The organism is Hymenobacter daecheongensis DSM 21074 (assembly GCF_900141805.1).
Taxonomy (GTDB): Bacteria; Bacteroidota; Bacteroidia; order Cytophagales; family Hymenobacteraceae; genus Hymenobacter; species Hymenobacter daecheongensis.
Genome location: NZ_FQYN01000002.1, coordinates 271,892 through 289,251, shown reverse-complemented (window position 1 = coordinate 289,251; position 17,360 = coordinate 271,892). Strand labels below are relative to the sequence as shown.

The 17,360-nt window shown below is 62.5% G+C and carries 14 protein-coding genes; 2 read left to right on the top strand and 12 right to left on the bottom strand.

Annotated features, from left to right (window positions below; translation table 11 throughout):
* Positions 1 to 408: 408 nt before the first annotated feature.
* Positions 409 to 1,476 (top strand): fatty acid desaturase family protein, encoded by a 1,068-nt coding sequence (locus BUB62_RS04145; protein ID WP_073107295.1) that lies wholly within the window; start codon positions 409 to 411, stop codon positions 1,474 to 1,476.
* 86 nt (positions 1,477 to 1,562) lie between these two features.
* Here the strand turns inward: BUB62_RS04145 and BUB62_RS04140 are convergent, their stop codons facing one another.
* From BUB62_RS04140 to BUB62_RS04110, 7 genes are all read right to left on the bottom strand, one after another.
* Positions 1,563 to 3,836 (bottom strand): LysM peptidoglycan-binding domain-containing protein, encoded by a 2,274-nt coding sequence (locus tag BUB62_RS04140; RefSeq protein ID WP_073106566.1) that lies wholly within the window; start codon positions 3,834 to 3,836, stop codon positions 1,563 to 1,565.
* Between the two features lie 335 nt (positions 3,837 to 4,171).
* Positions 4,172 to 7,099 (bottom strand): outer membrane beta-barrel family protein, encoded by a 2,928-nt coding sequence (locus BUB62_RS04135; protein WP_073106563.1) that lies wholly within the window; start codon positions 7,097 to 7,099, stop codon positions 4,172 to 4,174.
* 123 nt (positions 7,100 to 7,222) lie between these two features.
* Positions 7,223 to 7,876, bottom strand: coding sequence for an O-methyltransferase (locus tag BUB62_RS04130; RefSeq protein WP_073106560.1), 654 nt, complete (start codon positions 7,874 to 7,876; stop codon positions 7,223 to 7,225).
* Between the two features lie 51 nt (positions 7,877 to 7,927).
* A complete protein-coding gene (locus BUB62_RS04125) occupies positions 7,928 to 8,671 on the bottom strand; it encodes a DUF4184 family protein (protein ID WP_073106557.1) in 744 nt (247 codons plus the stop codon).
* Positions 8,672 to 8,677: 6 nt separating this feature from the next.
* Complete coding sequence (locus tag BUB62_RS04120; RefSeq protein WP_073106554.1) at positions 8,678 to 9,127, bottom strand: YDG/SRA domain-containing protein; 450 nt, start codon at positions 9,125 to 9,127, stop codon at positions 8,678 to 8,680.
* A gap of 13 nt (positions 9,128 to 9,140) precedes the next feature.
* Positions 9,141 to 10,373 (bottom strand): M16 family metallopeptidase, encoded by a 1,233-nt coding sequence (locus BUB62_RS04115; RefSeq protein WP_073106551.1) that lies wholly within the window; start codon positions 10,371 to 10,373, stop codon positions 9,141 to 9,143.
* Positions 10,374 to 10,590: 217 nt separating this feature from the next.
* Positions 10,591 to 11,649, bottom strand: coding sequence for a glycosyltransferase family 9 protein (locus tag BUB62_RS04110; protein ID WP_073106548.1), 1,059 nt, complete (start codon positions 11,647 to 11,649; stop codon positions 10,591 to 10,593).
* A 164-nt stretch (positions 11,650 to 11,813) separates the two neighbouring features.
* Here BUB62_RS04110 and BUB62_RS04105 point away from each other — a divergent pair, with 164 nt between their 5' ends.
* A complete protein-coding gene (locus BUB62_RS04105) occupies positions 11,814 to 13,112 on the top strand; it encodes an aminopeptidase P N-terminal domain-containing protein (RefSeq protein ID WP_073106545.1) in 1,299 nt (432 codons plus the stop codon).
* Positions 13,113 to 13,329: 217 nt separating this feature from the next.
* On the opposite strand, the gene BUB62_RS04100 is transcribed toward BUB62_RS04105, so the two are convergent.
* From BUB62_RS04100 to BUB62_RS04080, 5 genes are all read right to left on the bottom strand, one after another.
* Positions 13,330 to 13,887 (bottom strand): DUF4252 domain-containing protein, encoded by a 558-nt coding sequence (locus tag BUB62_RS04100; RefSeq protein ID WP_073106542.1) that lies wholly within the window; start codon positions 13,885 to 13,887, stop codon positions 13,330 to 13,332.
* Positions 13,888 to 13,953: 66 nt separating this feature from the next.
* A complete protein-coding gene (locus BUB62_RS04095) occupies positions 13,954 to 15,501 on the bottom strand; it encodes a hypothetical protein (RefSeq protein WP_143164020.1) in 1,548 nt (515 codons plus the stop codon).
* 206 nt (positions 15,502 to 15,707) lie between these two features.
* Positions 15,708 to 16,115 carry an EVE domain-containing protein gene (locus BUB62_RS04090; protein ID WP_073106536.1) on the bottom strand — a complete coding sequence of 136 codons (408 nt, stop codon included), beginning with the start codon at positions 16,113 to 16,115 and terminating at the stop codon, positions 15,708 to 15,710.
* Positions 16,116 to 16,349: 234 nt separating this feature from the next.
* Positions 16,350 to 16,748, bottom strand: coding sequence for a hypothetical protein (locus BUB62_RS04085; protein WP_073106533.1), 399 nt, complete (start codon positions 16,746 to 16,748; stop codon positions 16,350 to 16,352).
* An 86-nt stretch (positions 16,749 to 16,834) separates the two neighbouring features.
* Entirely contained in the window at positions 16,835 to 17,248 is a 414-nt protein-coding gene (locus BUB62_RS04080) for a hypothetical protein (protein ID WP_073106530.1), read from the bottom strand.
* Positions 17,249 to 17,360: the final 112 nt, after the last annotated feature.

Here is a 17,360-nt window from a genome sequence, read left to right as displayed (position 1 = left end):
ATCAAGTAAAGATACAGCGAGCCGGCCGAGGTTCGTTCGCTTGCTTGTTAGCGAATTTGCGGCTATGGCGGGCGAGTTTGTGAGCGGCTAAGGCTGTTTTTGCGAGCAGGTTTAGCTTTCGGCAACAGCCAATGCAAGGAAGGCAGCAGGCCCAAAACCGAGGCAGCTCCGCCTTCTTCGGCCCGACAGCCCGGATTACCTGGGCAGATCCACTGCCGAGTTTGAACTACTTACCTTGCCAAGCGTTAACTGAACAGTATTGGCCCCAAAGGCCAGCCGCCCGCGGGGTGCCCTGCTGCCCGGTCCGCGTTGCCTTCCCACTTGATTCTGCCCATCAGCAGCCGTCAGGCGAGTGTGCCAGAATATTCACCAGTAGTGGGCAACGAAAAAAGCCCGGCCTTCCTCCCCATGAAATTCCTAACTGCCTCCACCGACCCGGTTTATACCGCCGTCGAGAATCCTTCCCGCGCGGATTTATTTATTCTGAAGTTTTTGCAGGATAAGCGGGATTTGCCGTTTGCCTACCTCACGCTGCAAATCAGCGCCACGCTGCTGCCGCTGGCGGCGGCGCTGTTTGTGCCGGCCCTCACGGGCTGGGCGTGGTGGGCGGTACTGGCCGTGTACCTATTCTTGAGCAATGCCCGCTTCAAGGGGCCGTTTGGGCTGATGCTGCACTGCACCTCGCACCGCATTCTGTTCAAGCAGAAATACGGGTTCATGAATAAGTACATTCCGTGGGTGATTGGGCCGTTGTTCGGCCAAACGCCGGAGTCGTACTTCACCCACCACATGGGCATGCATCACCCCGAAAACAACCTGCCCGACGACGAAAGCTCCACCATGTTCTACCAGCGCGACTCTTGGCGGAGCTTTCTGCGCTACCTCGGCGACTTCTTTCTGCTGGGCATCCCGAAGCTGGTGCTGTACTTCAACCGCAAGCAGAAAACCACCCTGCGCAGCCGCCTGCTGCGCGGCGAGCTGCTCTACATTGGCGTTACGCTGGCGCTGTGCTTCGTGAATCTGCCCGCGGCGCTGGCCGTGTTCGTGCTGCCGGTAATTTTGTCGCGGGTGGTGATGATGCTGGGCAACTGGAGCCAGCATGCTTTCATCAATGCCCACACGCCCGACAACTGCTATACCAATAGCGTGACCTGCATCAATACCAACTACAACCACAAGTGCTGGAACGACGGCTACCACATCAGCCACCACCTCAAGCCCGCCCTGCACTGGACCGACCACCCCAACCACTTCCGCCAAAACCTGGACCAGTACGCCAAAAACGACGCCATCGTATTCGACGGCATTCACTTCCTGCACATCTTCGTGTACCTGATGACCCGGCGCTACGACCTGCTAGCCAAGAACTTCGTGAACTTAGGTGAGCGGTATCACAACGATGCCGAGGTGATTGAGCTGTTGAAAGCCCGCACCCTGCGCATCCGCCGGCCCGTGCTGGTGGCGCAGGCCGCGTAGCAGCCGGTTCGCAGAAAATCATTACCCATAGAAAAGGGCCGCCCAAACCGGGCGGCCCTTTTCTGTGACTACAGCATTACAGCAGCCTATTTGGCAGGCTTAATGAGCAGGACTTCACCGGGCTTCACGTTGAAATCGGCTTTGTTGTTCCACTCCATAATCTGCTTGATGGTGACGCCGTATTTGCGCGAAATGCCATACATCGACTCGCCCACGGCCACTTTGTGGCGCACGGGGGCCAAGGCAGCTGCGGCCGCCGGAGCAGTTTCGGGGGCATCCGACGGGACTGGCTGGGCAGAAGCTGCCGGAGTTGTGCCGGTGGCGGTGGGCGGCACCACGCGCAGGCTCTGGCCCAGGCGCAGCGAAGGGTTGGCGGGTAGGCTGTTCCACAAAATCACATCGGCAGGGCGCAGGCCGTAGCGGCGGGCAATGGCGTAGAGACTCTCGCTTTTCTGCACGATGTGAATACCGCTAGCCGGCACGGGCTCTACCGCGGCAGCAGTAGTTTGGGCAGGAAACGTGGGCGGCAGCGGGCGCGGCACCGGGGCAGCCGCTGGGGCTGACTGGGCGGCGGCTGCCGGTTTGGTCACTTCTTTGGGCGCGGGGACGGGTTCCCGTATGGCCGCCGCAACTGGGGTTTCTTTGCGCACCGGTTCTGGCTTGGCCACGGGCGCGGTGGGCTTAGCGGGTACGGCCGTTGCCGTGGGTTCGTCTTCCTCGGCGGGCTCATCGGCAATAGGGGAGGAGGCAGGCAGGGCCTTTTTGACTGGTTGCCCGGCTGATGCGCTGGGAACTGATGATGCCTGAGTGGGCGCGGGCGCAGTCGGCCGAACCACCGCCGGGCCCTGGGTTTTGGCAGCGGCCGGCAGCTCGTTCAGGTTGTCCATGTGGTCGTCGGTGGCGCTATCGGCCTGGGTCACGGTGGCGGAGGCGGTTTCGGCCGCATCGTCTTCAATGGCGCGGCTGGCGGCAGCCGTGCGGCCGGTGTAGGGCTCGGCTTCGTCTTTCACCTTCACTTTCACCTTTTTTCGGGCCGGCTCCTCAGTAGCAGCGGGCGCGGTGGCCGGCCGCTCGAAGGCGGCTACGGCCCCGGCATTTTCGCTCGGCGCATACTCGATGGCTACTTCGCGGGGGCGCGTGTGCTGCAGCCACAGGATGCGGCCGGTGCGCAGCTCCTCGTTGCGCGGCATCCGGTTTTTGGCCCAGATGGCCTTGGCCCGCACCCCGTATTTCTGCGAGATAGTGGCCACGCTTTCCCCGGCCTGCGCAATGTGGTATTCCACGGCGGCCTTGTCGCGCTTTTTCTGCAGGTAGTAAGGCTGACCCGCCACGATGTTATCGAAGGCGAACAGGTCGTTGTATTGCATGAACTTGCGCATCTTCAGGCCCGCCCGCTGCGCCAGACTCTCCTTCGTGTCGCCGGGCAGGGCGATGAGGGCCCGCAGGCCGTTGATCTGCACGAATTCGGCGTTTTGGGGGTCCACGGTGGGTTCGTGCAGCAGCTGGCCGCCCGCCGTCGCTTTTTGCAGGGCGGCCATGGCCGTTAGCTGCAGCGGGTCGGTGATGGGCACCAGCAGGGTGTAGGGCTTGTCGGTGGGCACGGCCGTGTTGGGCAGCAGCCAGCGGTTGTGCCGGGCCAGCGCCGCGGGGTCGGTTTGCAGGGAGGCGGCCAGAGCCGGCAGCTGCTGGCCCGCCAGGGCCGGAAACTCCTGCAGCAGCATGGCCGGCTTGGGATTTTGGCCGCAGGCGGGCTCAAAAGCCACTTTGTGGGCCAGAAAAGTGATGATGTAGGGGTGCGTCTGCTCCGAAATCTCCATTTCGGTGGCGTTGTAGTCGGTGGGCAGCGTGTAGGGCTTGGCACCGGTCAGGCCCAAGTTGTAGCTGAGCAGGGCGTTGAGCCAGTTGTGAAACGTGGCGTTGTTGCGCAGAAAATACTTCGCCGCCGCCCGGCTCGCTACCACCAGGTGCTTGCGCTCATCCACGGCATCGTTCACCAGCACGCCCAGCTCCGTAGCCGACTCGCGCTTGAACTGCCAGTAGCCCACGGCATCATGAATGGACTGCGCATCGCCCTGCAAGCCGCTTTCCTGCAGCACGAGGTAGCGGAAGTCCTGGGGCAAGCCTTCGGTCTGAAAAGTGCGGTCGATGAGCGGGAAATGGGCATCGGCCAGCGCCACGCGGGCCTGGAAGGAGGCGGCGTGGCTGCGCAGGGCATCGGCTTTTTGCTGCACGGCCTTGCGCCCACCGTCGGTGAGGCGCAGGTGCAGGCCGGCAAAATACAGATCGGCGGGAACGGGCGCATTCTGGGCCGCCGCCAGCAGCGGCAGCACGCACAGCAGCGTGAGTAATAGTCGTTTCATAGGGAAGAAAGCGCCGCAGATCCGGGCGCATTCCTACCGCTGCCCGGATTTCGACCCTACAAAGTAGGCGAAAAAACGGGGGATGGCGGCCTGAAAAGTGCAAAATTGCCTTTCGGCGGTGGCACAAAGCCGCCTGTCATCCTGAGCCTGCGAAGGACCTTCCTTGGTTAAGCGACAAGCCTGTTAAAATGAGCAAAGCCCTTTACCGTTGCAGCGGTAAAGGGCTTTGTGCGTTAAACTACGGTTGCAGAAAACTACGAGGAAGGCCCTTCGCTCTGCGTACGCCAGATGAAGGATGACAGACGGTGTAGTATGACAGGCGGTGCGTTAAAACTTCAACCCCCGAACCTACCACCACCCGGTGCCCGGCCGGGGCGGCCGCCTTCACGGGGCGTGTCGGCGGGGGCGGAGCCGCTGAAGTTGCGTAGGTTATAGGTAAACATCAGCATGAAGTAGCGCTGCAGGATGTTGGTGCGCACGTCTTCGGTGTAGGCATCGGTGATGCTGCGGCTGATACTATTGTTCTGACCCAGCAGATCGAAGCCGTAGAGCCGGATTTCGGCCTGCTGCTTGGCAAACAGCTTCTTGCCCAGGCTGGCATTCCAGAGCACGAAGCTTTGATTGAAACCCGCGGCAAGGCCGCTGTAGGCCACATGGTTCACGTCCGACTGCACCGTTACGCCCTTCACCACCACCCAGTTCAGACGCAGCGTGGTGTTCTGCCGGAAGTACTGGCTGTTGTTCTGGCTCAGCAGCGTATTGCGGGCGTAGGTCTGGCTGGAGCTGGACGAAAGCGTGAAATCCAGCTCCGGGCTGATGTTGGAGCTGAGCACCGCGCCCAGTCCGAAGCTGGGCGAGCGGCTGTAGTTCAGGCCCGCATTAACCAGGCCCGGCGTCTGCGAGAACGTGGCGTTGCCGTTCAGATTCAGGTTGGATTTGATGACCTTCAGCGGCAGCGTGTAGTTGGCAAACGAGCGGAGCGAATACTGCTTGTTCAGGTTCACGGGCCGCGTAATCTGGCCGCCGGCCGGCACCGTCACGCCCCCGATGTCGGTGGGCTGGCGCACCACTACGGTGCTGTTGGCAATGTAGTTATCGGTATAAGAGCCGCCGAGCAGCGCGAAAAAGGAGCGCGACGTGCCCGGCGACGATGACGAGTAGCGCACGAACAGATTGTGGGCAAATTCCTGGGCCAGATTCGGGTTGCCGGTCCGGATCTGGAGCTGGTTGGAGTTGTTCACCACTTCCTGCAGCTGGCTGATGCTCGGGTTCTGAGTGCGCATCTGGTAGTTGAAGCGAAGATTTTGCTGCTGCGAAAACCGGTATTGCAGCGTGGCGTTGGGCAGCACGTTCACAAAGTCGCGCCGGGTGGTCAGGTCGCGCGGGAAGGTCTGGTCGTTGTCGAGGCGGGCGTGCTGCACGGCGGCGCCCACGGCCCACTCCACCTTCTCGAACTGGTAGCGGTAGGTGAGGCCGGCGGCGTTGGTGAGGTAGTTGCTGCGAAACACGTTGCTGAGCGAGTCGTTGGCCACGCGCCGGCCCGTGAGCTGGTCGAAAGTGCGCCGGTCGGAGTCGTTGGGGGCGTAGGAAAGCGTATAGTTGGCCTGCAGCTGAGTTTTCAGCGTCAGCGGCTCGGTGTAGGTGGCCGTGGCATTCCAGTTCCAGCCCACCTGGTCGAGGCGCGAGTACTGGTCGGTAGCGGCCGTGTCAATGCGGGGCGGGGCGGCGAAATCGTAGCTGGCCGAGCGCAGGAAATTGTCGGCGGCGCGGTCGTTATAGGTCGTGTTCAGACCCAGCGAAAAGGTGCGCCCGCGCAGGGCGAAGCGGTGGCGGTAGAGCAGCTGGTTGGCCAGCGTGAGGCCATCCTGAGCCGAGCGGTAGGTGCTGGCGTTGGTGCTCTGGGTGGTAGTGGGCTGGTCAGAGTCGCCGCTCAAAAACGTGCGGCCATCGAGCGTGCTGGTGCTGGTGTTGCGCTGCATGGTGAAGCGCGGCTGCCACAGCACGGAGTTCACCGTGTCGAATTTGTGCTCCAGGCGCAGATTGAAGCGGTTGTTGATGTTGCGGGCCGTGGTCAGCGAGTTTTCATCGTAGCCCAACGGCCGGCCCTGAGTCAGTACATTATAGAGCCGATTAGTAGTGCTCTGGGTGGTGTTGTCGCTCAGGTTGAAGAAGTAGCTGGCCTGAACGTCGGTCTTTTTGCGCCACGTATCGGAGTAGTTCAGCCCCACGGCGTGGGTGGTCGAAATGCCGCTGCTTTGGTTGACGAGAAAGTTGCTGGCCGCGCCGCCCTGCTGCCCGCCCTGGCCGCCGGGCCGGCCGCCGCCACCCGGCCTTCCCTGGCCACCCTGGCCGCGGTTTCCGCCGCCGCCCTGCGCCGAGGTGCCAATTACGCCGAGCAGATCATCGGTGCCGAAGTTCTGCTCGTTCACGTTGTTCGACTGCGCCACGATGGACAGCCGCTGCGTGCCTTTAAAGGAGTTCAGGTTGCCGCTGGCCCGATAGCGGCCGTTGGCGCTGGTATTGTCGGGGCCGTAGCCAGCCAGCACGCGCCCAAACTGCCCGTTGCGGAAGCTGGGCTTGGTGGTGATGTTGATGGTTTTGTCGGTGTTGCCGTCGTTGAAGCCCGTGAACTGGGCCTGGTCGCTGCGGCGGTCAAACACCTGAATCTTATCAATAGCCTCGGCGGGCAGGTTTTTGAGCACCGCGTCCGGGTCGGAGCCGAAAAACTCCTTGCCATCCACCAGAATGCGCTGCACCTGCTCGCCCTGCACCTGCAGCTTGCCATCCTGCACTACCGCGCCGGGCATTTTCGTGATTAGGTCCTGGGCGCTGGCATCCTTGTTGGTCTTGAAAGCCCGCGAGTCATACTGCGTGGTGTCGCCTTTCTGCACGGCGGCAGCGGCCTGGCCTACTACTTCCACACCCTTCAGCGCCACGCCGCCACCGGCCTGCAGCGCTACCGCGCCCAGGCTCAGCGGCTGCGCGCCCAGCGTGAGCGGGCGGCGCAGCGTGGTGTAGCCCAGAAACGAAACCGCCAGCACATAGCGCCCCGGCGCCAGCCCCGCGAACGAAAAGCCGCCGCCGGCATCGGCCGCCGCGCCCTGCCGCACCGAATCGGGCAGGTGAGTGAGCAGCACGTTGGCCCCGATCAGCGGGCTCTGGTCTTTCGCATCCACGATGCGCCCGCTAAGAGTCAGGTTTTGGGAGGAGACTTTGGAAATCGAAAACAAACAGATCAGCAACAGCCACAGGGCTTTCTTCATAGCACTCAACTTAAAATCAGCTTACCACAGACACGTAAGAGGCTAAGACGCTGCCGCTACCGGAAGGTTTAAATTCCCGCCTTGCTTCATTCGCGCTGTAGCCCGGACTTACCCCGCCTGCCCCTACCGCTTGCGCACCAGCAGCAGCCCGTCGCGCAGGGGCAAAAACACGTTTTCAACCCGCGCATCCTGCTGCACCATATCGTTGAAGGCCCGCACGGCGTGGGCGTCCTTGTCGGCGGCTTTCAGCGGGTAGGAGGGCAGGGCCTTGCCGCTCCACAGCACATTGTCAATCAGCAAAAAGCCGCCGGGGCGCACCTGGGGTAGCACCAGCTCATAATACAGGGCGTTGTTGATCTTATCGGCATCAATGAACACCAAATCCCAGGCGTGTTCGGCCAGCGTGGCTACCACGGCCGCCGCGTCGCCGATGTGCAGGTGTACGCGGCCGGTGAGGCTGGCCGCGGCCACGTAGCGCCGAATACGGTCTTCCTGCTCGGGGTTCTGCTCCACGGTATGCAGCTCACCCTCGGGCAGCAGCCCTTCGGCCAGGCATAGGGCCGAATAGCCGGTGAAGGTGCCCAACTCCAGCACGCGCCGGGGCCGCACCATGTGGCTTATCATGCTCAGCAGCCGACCCTGCAGCTGGCCCGAGAGCATGCGTGGGGCCAGCACCTGCACGTGGGTTTCGCGGTTGAGCTGGCGCAAAAGGTCGGTTTCGGGACTGGTATGGGCCTCGGCGTAGGCTTGCAGTTCGTCGTTGGGGTCAGGTAGCACGGGCGCGGATGGGGGTAGCGGAAGAGGGGCAAAGATACCGGGCCGCGCCCGCTATTCGGCGGCCCGCGCTCCGTGCCGCCGCACCACGGCCGCCGCCGCCAGCAGTCCCACCAGCGCCGCGCTCATGCCCGTCACGACCACGGAGCTGAGGTCGAAAGGCCAGATCTGGGCCGAAAACCACGCAAACGGCCCCCACAATACTACCATTGCCGCCCCAATACCCAGCCAGAACGTGCGCCGCGCCCCGGCTGGCCCCGGCTCAATGCGCGGAACGGTAGCCGGCAGCCGCAGCAAATAGATAAGAATGGCCGCCAGCCCGCCCACCGTGCCGCCCAGCTGCAGCCAAGTATATAGCAGCAAGGGCCCGATGGGCTGTTGCAGGGCCGGCCAATGCAGCACCGCCAGCCCATCCACGTGGGTAAAGGCATCCCAGACCAGGTGCGAAACCGTGCCCACCAGCCCGCCCAGCAGCACTGGGCTCGCCAGCACCCGCCGCCACGGCCAGCGCGGCCCCACCAGCGGCAGCATCCGCCGGCGTAGAAAATCGGGCAGACTAGCCACCAGCGGTTGCTTCACCAGCCCATGAAACAGGGCGGCGAAAACTAGAATCAGCGGCAGATCGAGCCAGAAGATGCCAGCCAGCGTGTGGCCGTAGATGCCATCGGGCCGCAGGCGCAGGAAGTATTCAAAATCGGGGGCCATAGCGCCCAGCACTAGCCCCGTAGCCGACAGCCACCGGCGGCACGGCCGGAGCAGGGGCAGAATCAGAGCCGGATGCGCGGGGGTGAAGGGCATAGTGGATTAAGAATTAAGCGGCCGGAGCAGGAATTTCCAAACCATAAACCCGGATTTGCCCTGCTCGTAGCGGGAATCAACGACAGTATACAGGCCCTCGTAGCGGTACACCGAGCCTTGCACTTCATCCAGTATTTTGCGCAAGACGCGCACGGGCTGGCCGGTTTGCTGGCTGCGCAGAAAGGCGGCGTTGCGGCTGGTCAGCACCTGGTCGGCCACTTGCTTGCCCGATTTGGCGTCGCGGCCGCCGTGGCCCGCGTACCAGATCTGCTCCTCCGTGAAAAGGTCGTCCTCGTACTGGTCGGCCAGCACAATGGAATCCACGCCTTCGGCCTGCGTGCCGCTCACGCCACTGCGCAACGGCGCATGAATGCGCGTCAGGCTCATCTCGGCCCGCGACCCGAACAAGTCGCCGGGCCGATACTGGCCGACATGGCCAAAAATGCGCTGCGCCATTCGCCCCGCCATCCTACTCCGGCACGTACTGCAGCACACTCAGATTGTCCTCGTGCAGCACCTCATTGGCCAGCGCGCACAGCTCCGCAGCCGAAATCCGGCGGATGCGGGCGAAGATTTCGTTGATGGACTCGACGTGACCCAGGTCCAGGGTGCTTTTGCTGAGCAGCTGCATCATGCCGCCGTTGCTTTCCTCGGCCATGGCCAACTGACCCATCAGCTGCTCTTTGGCGGTGTGCAGCTGGCTGGTGCCCAGTGGCTTTTCGCGCAGCAGCTTCAGCTCCTTCTGCACCAGCCCAATGGTGCGCTTCACCTGGCTTTTCTCGGTGCCGAAGTAAATGCCGAACAGGCCCGTGTCGGTGTAGGGGCTGTAAGTAGAGTCGATGGAATACACGAGGCCGTGCTTTTCGCGCACGCCCATGTTCAGGCGCGAGTTCATACCGGGGCCGCCCAGAATGTTGTTCAGCATGAAAAACGGCACCCGCCGCTCATCTTTGATGCCGTAGGCCGGGCCGCCAATGAGGCAATGGGCCTGCGTGATGGGCCGGCGCTCCAGCTGCTCGGTGCGCTGGTAGCCGCTGAAGGCCAGGCGAGGCCGCGCCCCCAGCCGGGCCGGCAGCGGGGCCAGGTACTTATCGGCCAGGCGCTTCACCTCGGCAAAGGGCAGGTTGCTGACGGACGAAAATACCAGCCGGTCGGTACGCACGTTCTCGGCCAGAAACTGGTGAAAATCGGCCTGCTGGAAGTCCGTGACGCTCTGACGGGTGCCCAGAATGTTGTGGCCCAAAGAATGCTGGCCGTACACTACCGTGTCGAACTCGTCGATAATGGCGTCTTCGGGCGCATCCTTATACATGCTCATCTCCTCCAGAATCACGGTGCGCTCCTTCTCGATTTCGCGCTCTGGAAACACGGAGTTGAAGGTTAGATCGGTCAGCAGCTCGAAGGCCCGCTCGAAGTGGGTGCTGAGCAGCGAGGCGTAGAAGCTGATTTTCTCCTTGGTGGTGTAGGCGTTCAACTCGCCGCCCACGGTTTCCAGCCGGTTCAGGATATGAAAGGAGCGGCGCTTCTCGGTGCCCTTGAAGGCCATGTGCTCCCAGAAATGCGCCAGCCCCTGCTGGTGGGGCTTTTCATCGCGCGAGCCAATGTCGAGCAGGAAGCCGCAGTGCGCGATTTTGGTGTGCGGAACTTGTTTATGCAGCAGCCGAATCCCGTTGGGGTATTCGTGCAGATCGTAATCAGACATTCGGTGGGGTCTTGGGGTCTTGAGGGCTTCGGGCCGTGGCAACAGCCGCCCCCGCCCCTATAACCAGCCAGGCCGGCCGGCGGTTGCAAAGGTACGCAACCCCTCCCCAACCCCTCCCCAAAAGGGAGGGGCTCTAGCTCTAAATTTTAGAAACTAGTAAAGGCTATGACTCCGATGTGCGGATCAGCTCCAACTCTAAAATTTAGAAACTAAAAAGCTAGAGCCCCTCCCTTTTGGGGAGGGGTTGGGGAGGGGTTTGCTCCGCCTCAGCCAACGCGGCCAGCAGCTGGCTGGTTTCAATGCCGTGGGCGCAGTAAAAATGGCCGAGCGGGCACTTGCGGTAGCCGTGCAGGCCGCAGGGGCGGCAGTCCAGCTCTTCCATCAGCTCAACTACCCGCGAAAACGGGCTGAGCGGCCCGAACCCGAAAAACGGCACCGTGGAGCAATACACCGCGCACGTAGGCGCACCCACGGCCGAGCACAGGTGCATCGGAGCCGAGTCGTTCACGTAGTTCAGCACGGCGCCGCGCATCAGGGCGGCCGAAGCCAGCAGCGAAAGCTGGCCCGCCAGGTTGATGACGCCGGGCCGGCCGCTGGCCGCCAGCAGGCGGGCGCAGGCCTCGGCATCGGGTGGGCCGCCTAGCAGATACACCGTATAGTGCGGCGGCAGGGCCCGCAGCAGCTTCACCCATTGCTCTTCGGGAAACTGCTTGGTGAACCACACCGACGTAGGCGCGATGCACAGATACGGCCCCGCGGCGGCGTAGGGCGCGGCGGCGGCTTCGTCGGCGGGGGTGGGGTAGAGGCGGGGCGGGGTGAGGGCCAGCTCGGCCGCCGGATCGAGCAGGTGTAGGTTGCGCGACACCTCATGCACGCCAACGTCGATGACGTGCGGCACCACGCGGGTGAAGCGGAAGGCAAACGGGTTTTTATCGAACCCCACCCGCTGCCGGGCCCCGGAAAAGGCGGTGAGAAAGCCGGTGGAGGCGAAGCGCTGCAGCGTGATAACCCGGTCGTAGCCGGTGGCGCGGATTTGCTGGAGCAGCCGCCACAGGCCCCGGTATTTGTCGTGCTTCTTGTCCCAGATCAGCACCCGGCGCACGTGAGGGTGGTTTTGAAGCAGGCCCTCGTTGCCCTTGCGCACCAGAAAATCCACGGGCGTGTCGGGCTCCGTCTGGTGCAGGCGCTCCAGCAAGGCCGTAGCCAGGATCACGTCGCCGATGAAAGCGGTCTGAATCAGCAGGACGGCGCGGGAGCTGGGCAAGGGGGCGGGCATAGGCGGGTGGGAGCGGGGCGCAAAACTACGCAGGCGGCGGCGGTAATCCGTGCGCGGCTTGGTTTGGCAAAAAGGTGCGTTGGCTTCCTTCTGCGCGGCTTTCGTTTAACTTGCAGCCCGCCCGCGCCCGGCGCGTCTCTCGTCTTTCACCCCAAGCCTACTCTATGCGCTACGGCTCCATCTCGCCCGACCTGTTCATCCAGAACCGCCGCAATTTCACGCAGCTGCTGCCGCCGGCCTCGCTGGCCATCTTCCACTCGAATGATGTGCTGCCGACCAACGCCGACGGCACCATGCCCTTCCGCCAGAACAACGACCTGTTCTATCTCTCGGGCGTGGATCAGGAAGAGAGCATCCTCGTCATCTTCCCCGATGCCCGGCTGCCCCAGTACCGCGAAATCCTGTTTTTGAAGGAAACCAGCGACCATATTCTGGTGTGGGAAGGCTACAAGCTGACCAAAGACGAAGCCCGCGTCCAATCGGGCGTGCCCACCATCATGTGGCTCGACTCCTTTAAGCAGGTGCTGCCGGCCCTCATGAATGAGGCCGAAAACGTGTATCTAAATTCCAATGAGCACATTCGGGCCGTGGTGGAGGTCGAAACCCGCGATGCCCGCCTGGGCCGCGAGCTGCGCGCCGAGTATCCCCTGCACCAGTACCGCCGCGCGGCCCCGCTGCTGCACCAGCTGCGGGCCATCAAGAGCCCCGAGGAAATCCGGCTGATGCAGCAGGCCGCCGACATCACCGAAAAAGCCTTCCGCCGCGTGCTGGGCTTCGTGCGGCCCGGCGTGTGGGAATATGAGATTGAGGCCGAGCTGTACCACGAGTTTCTGCGCAACCGTAGCCGCGGCCCGGCCTACGGCAGCATCCTCGCCTCGGGGGCCAATGCCTGCATTCTGCACTACGTGAGCAATGACCGCGAATGCAAGGACGGCGACGTGATTCTGATGGATTTCGGGGCCGAATACGCCAACTACGCCGCCGACTTGTCGCGCTCCATCCCCGTGAACGGCACCTTCACCAAGCGCCAGCGCGCCGTGTACGAGGCCGTTTTGCGCGTGATGAAGTTCGCCACCTCCCGCCTCGTGGCCGGCAACAACATCGAGGACTACCACGCCGAAGTAGGCCGCACCATGGAGCAGGAGCTGATTGGGCTCGATTTGCTCAATGCCAACGACGTAAAGAATCAGGACCCGGCCGCGCCGCTCTACAAAAAGTACTTCATGCACGGCACCAGCCACTACCTCGGCCTCGACGTGCACGATGTGGGCTTCAAGTACCGCACCTTCGAGCCAGGCATGGTGTATACCTGCGAGCCGGGCATCTACATCCGGGAAGAAGGCCTCGGCATCCGCCTCGAAAACGACATTCTCATCACCAAAACCGGCAACGACGACCTGATGAAGAACATCCCACTCGAAGCCGACGACATCGAGCGCCTGATGCGCGAGGCACGGGCTTAGCAGATGCCTGCCAAAGTCGTCTGTCATCCTGAGCAAAGCGAAGGACCTTCCTCCGTTAAATGAGCAGCCTTTTTAAATGAGCAAAGCCCTTTACCGTTACGTGGTAAAGGGCTTTGTGCGTTGAATGACAGTTGTAATAGCCGAAGAAGAAGGTCCTTCGCTTTGCTCAGGATGACAGACGAGACAGGAGCACAGCCGACGCAGCAACCAACACTCCTTACTGGCCCATCTCGCTTTTCACCTTCGGCAAAAACTTAATCAGCTGCTGCAGCTGCTCCTGCGTGAAATTGCCGGAAACGGCGACCATCATAAACGATTCGGGCGCCCCATCGACGTTGCCGGTGGCTACCACTTCCTGCACTTTGTCGCCCTGCTGGCGGGCGGCGTAGCGCATCTTGGCGGTGCCGGCTTCACTGGCGGGCAGGGGCGTATACCGCTCACTGGCCAGCAGACCGTCCACTTCCTTATTCAGACCCTCGGCCACCAGCTGGCGGGCGCTGCCCGATGAGGGCACGAAGGTGAGAACCTTCACGCTACGCACCGCCGACAGGGCCTGCGTCACGGAGTTGTCGCCGCCCAGGCTGCCCAGCTTCAGCAGCAGCAGCCGGGTAGTAAAGCCCGCCGACCAGTCGTTGACTTTGAAGCCGGAGCGGCCTTCATATTTGCGGAAAAACTGATCGACGGTTTTGGCGGGCTGGCCGGGGCCGGCGCTGCGGCAGCTGGTGGCTGCCAGCAGCGCTACCAGAGCCAGGAAAGTCAAAAAGCGGGTTTTCATAGGGCGAAGAGAGGAAAAAAATCAGAAATTTCTCTCCCTCTACGCAGATGCGGGCCCGCCGTTGGCTTATTCAAACGCCACCGTGTTGAGAAAAAACACGTCCCGGTCGCGGCCGCCATCCACGCGCACGTGCTGGTAGCCATAGGCCAGAAAGCGGTTGCCGTACCAGGCCAGCATCCCGGCATTTCGGGTAGAAGTGCCCTGCTCTTTGGCCGTGGTGGCGGGCGCGGTCTGGATGGGCACGCTCAGGTCGTTGGGCGAGGGCGCGGTGCGGTCGATAATCTTATAGCGGATCTGGTCGTCGTCGAGGTAGGCCAGGGCCAGGCGCTTGCCGTCGGGCAGCGGGCGCAGGCGCACGGTTTCCAGTAGGTCGGTGTGCTGCACGTCTTTCAGCACGAAATTATTGTCCCAGAGCAGGTTGCCGTGGCGGTCGAAGCCGCAGATGATGGCCTGCGTCGTGCGGTAGCCGTCGAAGCTGCGCACCGGGCTCATCATGTAGCTATAGCCATACGAGTCGTAGCGGTAGTGCGGATAATACACCTCCGCTACCAGCACGTAGCCATTCTGGAACGGCAGCAGGTCGTGCATCAGCAAGCGGTAGTGCAGCCGAAACTGGCCCGCCGTGGCGCGCCGCCGCGCCCCGCGCTGCCGAAACCGCGCCTCGCGGGCCGGGTGCATGAAGTCGAAGAAGTGCTTGAAATTGAAAAAATCGTAGAAGCGCAACGACTCGCGGGCCCCGGTGGGCGTAACGCCGGCGGCCAGATCGGTTGCAAACAGGCCCTGCGAATAGCGCGGGTCGCGCAACGTGTAAGTGCCCGTAAGCAGCCGCTCGGTACTGTCGCCGGGGCTGATCTGGGCCGTGAGCAGGCCCCGGTCGCTGGCGGCCTGCACGTATTCGGTGCGCAGCAGCTTGCCCTGCGCCGAGAGTTGCTTCACCTGCAGCCGCGACTTCACCCCGTTCGTCTGGCTGACCACGAACTTAGCCCGCTTGCTGACCGAATCGGCCAGAAACGTGAGTTGGGCGGGAACCGGCTCGTACACTGATGGCAGAAACTGGTGCTGGCCGGTGCGCAGATTTAGCAGCAGCACCGTTACGTGCTGCTCCACCTGCACCGTCACGAACAGGTTGCCGCCCAGGGCTTTCAACTCATATACCTCATCACTCACCTTGGTATCGAAGGTAGTGGTGCTGATTTCGCCGGTGCGGCTGTTCAGGGCGGCTACCCAGAGCTTATGGCTCTGCGAACCGCGCTGAAACAGCGCATACACCATAGCTTCCTCCGCGCAGATTTTGGTGAACTCAAAGTCCTTGGGCACTTCCAGCGGCTTGGTCCAGCTGGTCTGCAACGCGTGGTCCAGCTTATGAAAGTTGTATTTGGAGTGGCGGGAAACCAGGCTTTCCTGCTCCACCAGCAGCACAGCGCTGCTGTCGTCGGGCAGCACCTGTACCTGCACGTCGCTGGTGTAGGCCTCCAGCGACAGCTCCAGGCGCGCCGATTGAGTGGGCGCATTGGCCGGCGGCAGCGGCTTGGGTTGGTGCCGGCGTTGCGCCAGCGCATCCGGCGGCCAGCCCACCGCCGACAACAGCAAAAATGCGAGTAGGACGTGTTTCATGGCAGATAATGCCACTTACCGGGTGGCGTACAGGAAGATACGACGAAGCCGCGGTAAAGTCACTTTTTACGGCCAGAATTCACTTTGGCCGGCCGCCGAAGCCGTAGCGCAAAAACCCGTTGCGCGACGAGCAAAAGCGAGTGGACCGAACCGTGCAGCACCGCCTACTCGCTTTGCTCGTCGCCCAACGGATTTTCGCCCTGCTTTCAGCTGCCCAGCTCCAGAATCACGTCGAACTCCTCTACCCGCAGCGGCATCACCGAGAGGCGCGACTGGCGCAGCAGGCCAATCTGGGTCAGGCGGGCATCCTGCTTGATGCGGGCCAGGGCCACAGGCTGCGCCAATGGCTGCCGGGGCTGCAGCACCACGGCCACCCAGCCGCTGCCGGCCTCGGCGGTGGCATCCGGAGCAGCGGCGGCGGCCACTTCCGCTAGGCCCACCACGGCTTTTTCGGTCATGCTGTGGTAGAACAGCACTAGGTCGCCGGGCTGCATCTGCTGCAGGTAGTTGCGGGCCTGAAAGTTGCGCACACCGGTCCAGGCGGTGCCGCCCTCGCGGGCAAAATCAGCCCAGGAATACGCGCCGGGTTCCGATTTTACGAGCCAGTATTGCATAAGGTGAAATAGTGAAATGGTGAGATAGTGAGTTGACGTGGTGGTGGCGCTAGTGGCGCAATCCGTCGGCTCAAATGTACCCAACTCTTTTCCATCAAAAAGCCCTGACGCAGCATATACGGCAGGGCTTTGGGGGTATTCGAAGACTTCACCCGTTGTCCGGGACAGATTGCGCCACTGGCGCCACCACCACGTCAACTCACCATCTCACTATCTCACTATCTCACCATCTCACTATTTCACCTTCACCCGCAGCACGTCATTTTCGAGGGAAACCAGTTCGAGCGTGTAGGGGGCGGCGTGGGTGTTGGGCGTGATGCGGAACTTGTTGGGGCCGATGGTCAGCCAGCGGCCGGGGTCCGTGTCTACACCATCGATGGGGCTGGGGCCGCAGGCGGTAAAGACGTTGCCGGCATCGAAGCGGAACCCGTCGCGGGCCCAGGAAACCGGGAAGGCGTAGCCCTCGGGACGGAAGACTTTAACGTCGCTGCCGGCCGTTTCTTCCTCCCTGGATTCCAGCCACGTGCGGCCCAGTATTTGCGCCTGCAGGGTGCGGGGCGCTTCCAAGTCACTTTCTTTCTTGCAGCCACCCAAAAACACCAGCACCAGGAACAACGAAAACAGAATACGCATAGCAGAAACGGCGGAAACAAGGAGAGCAGACAGGCCAGGGAGCCGCGCCCGGCGGCAAAGGTTGCATCCGGCGCGGCCCGGCGGCACTATTCCAGCCGGCGCACCTTCAGCACGTCTTTGTCCAATGACACGATTTCGAGCGTGTAGTCCGGGTCGCGCTTGTCGTCGAGGCTGATGACGATTTTGGTGCTGCCCTCGGCTTTCCACTGGCCCCGGCGGCCTTCCAGACCATCGGTGGGGGCAATGTCGTACTGCGTAAACAGGCCGTTGCGCTCGAACTGAAAGCCCGTGCGGCCCCGCGCGGGCGGAAAGTTGTAAGTGTTGGGGCGGTACACTTTAATGTCGCCTTGGTCTTCTTCCTGGGCGTGCAGCCAAGTGCGTTCGAGCTGTTTCATCTGGGGCGAGGTGGCCGCGGCGGCGGCCGTGGTGGGCGAGTCGGGGTTGCAGGTGCCGGCCAGGAGCACCACGCTCAGGCAGCTCAGCAAAAGGAATAGGCGCATAGCAAACAAAAGTCGGGAACGGGAGAAAATCCGGATCGGGCCCAGTGGGAGCCGTAGCAGCGAATGTACGATATTGCCCCGTACCTTTGGCCACCGCCCTTTTCATCGGTTT

What these genes read in the sequence shown, in the direction of transcription:
- BUB62_RS04145 (WP_073107295.1), top strand. Translation starts at nt 409, where the DNA reads ATGAAATTCCTAACTGCCTCCACCGACCCGGTTTATACCGCCGTCGAG.
- BUB62_RS04140 (WP_073106566.1), bottom strand. Translation starts at nt 3,836, where the DNA reads ATGAAACGACTATTACTCACGCTGCTGTGCGTGCTGCCGCTGCTGGCG.
- BUB62_RS04135 (WP_073106563.1), bottom strand. Translation starts at nt 7,099, where the DNA reads ATGAAGAAAGCCCTGTGGCTGTTGCTGATCTGTTTGTTTTCGATTTCC.
- BUB62_RS04125 (WP_073106557.1), bottom strand. Translation starts at nt 8,671, where the DNA reads ATGCCCTTCACCCCCGCGCATCCGGCTCTGATTCTGCCCCTGCTCCGG.
- BUB62_RS04120 (WP_073106554.1), bottom strand. Translation starts at nt 9,127, where the DNA reads ATGGCGCAGCGCATTTTTGGCCATGTCGGCCAGTATCGGCCCGGCGAC.
- BUB62_RS04115 (WP_073106551.1), bottom strand. Translation starts at nt 10,373, where the DNA reads ATGTCTGATTACGATCTGCACGAATACCCCAACGGGATTCGGCTGCTG.
- BUB62_RS04110 (WP_073106548.1), bottom strand. Translation starts at nt 11,649, where the DNA reads ATGCCCGCCCCCTTGCCCAGCTCCCGCGCCGTCCTGCTGATTCAGACC.
- BUB62_RS04105 (WP_073106545.1), top strand. Translation starts at nt 11,814, where the DNA reads ATGCGCTACGGCTCCATCTCGCCCGACCTGTTCATCCAGAACCGCCGC.
- BUB62_RS04100 (WP_073106542.1), bottom strand. Translation starts at nt 13,887, where the DNA reads ATGAAAACCCGCTTTTTGACTTTCCTGGCTCTGGTAGCGCTGCTGGCA.
- BUB62_RS04095 (WP_143164020.1), bottom strand. Translation starts at nt 15,501, where the DNA reads ATGAAACACGTCCTACTCGCATTTTTGCTGTTGTCGGCGGTGGGCTGG.
- BUB62_RS04090 (WP_073106536.1), bottom strand. Translation starts at nt 16,115, where the DNA reads ATGCAATACTGGCTCGTAAAATCGGAACCCGGCGCGTATTCCTGGGCT.
- BUB62_RS04085 (WP_073106533.1), bottom strand. Translation starts at nt 16,748, where the DNA reads ATGCGTATTCTGTTTTCGTTGTTCCTGGTGCTGGTGTTTTTGGGTGGC.
- BUB62_RS04080 (WP_073106530.1), bottom strand. Translation starts at nt 17,248, where the DNA reads ATGCGCCTATTCCTTTTGCTGAGCTGCCTGAGCGTGGTGCTCCTGGCC.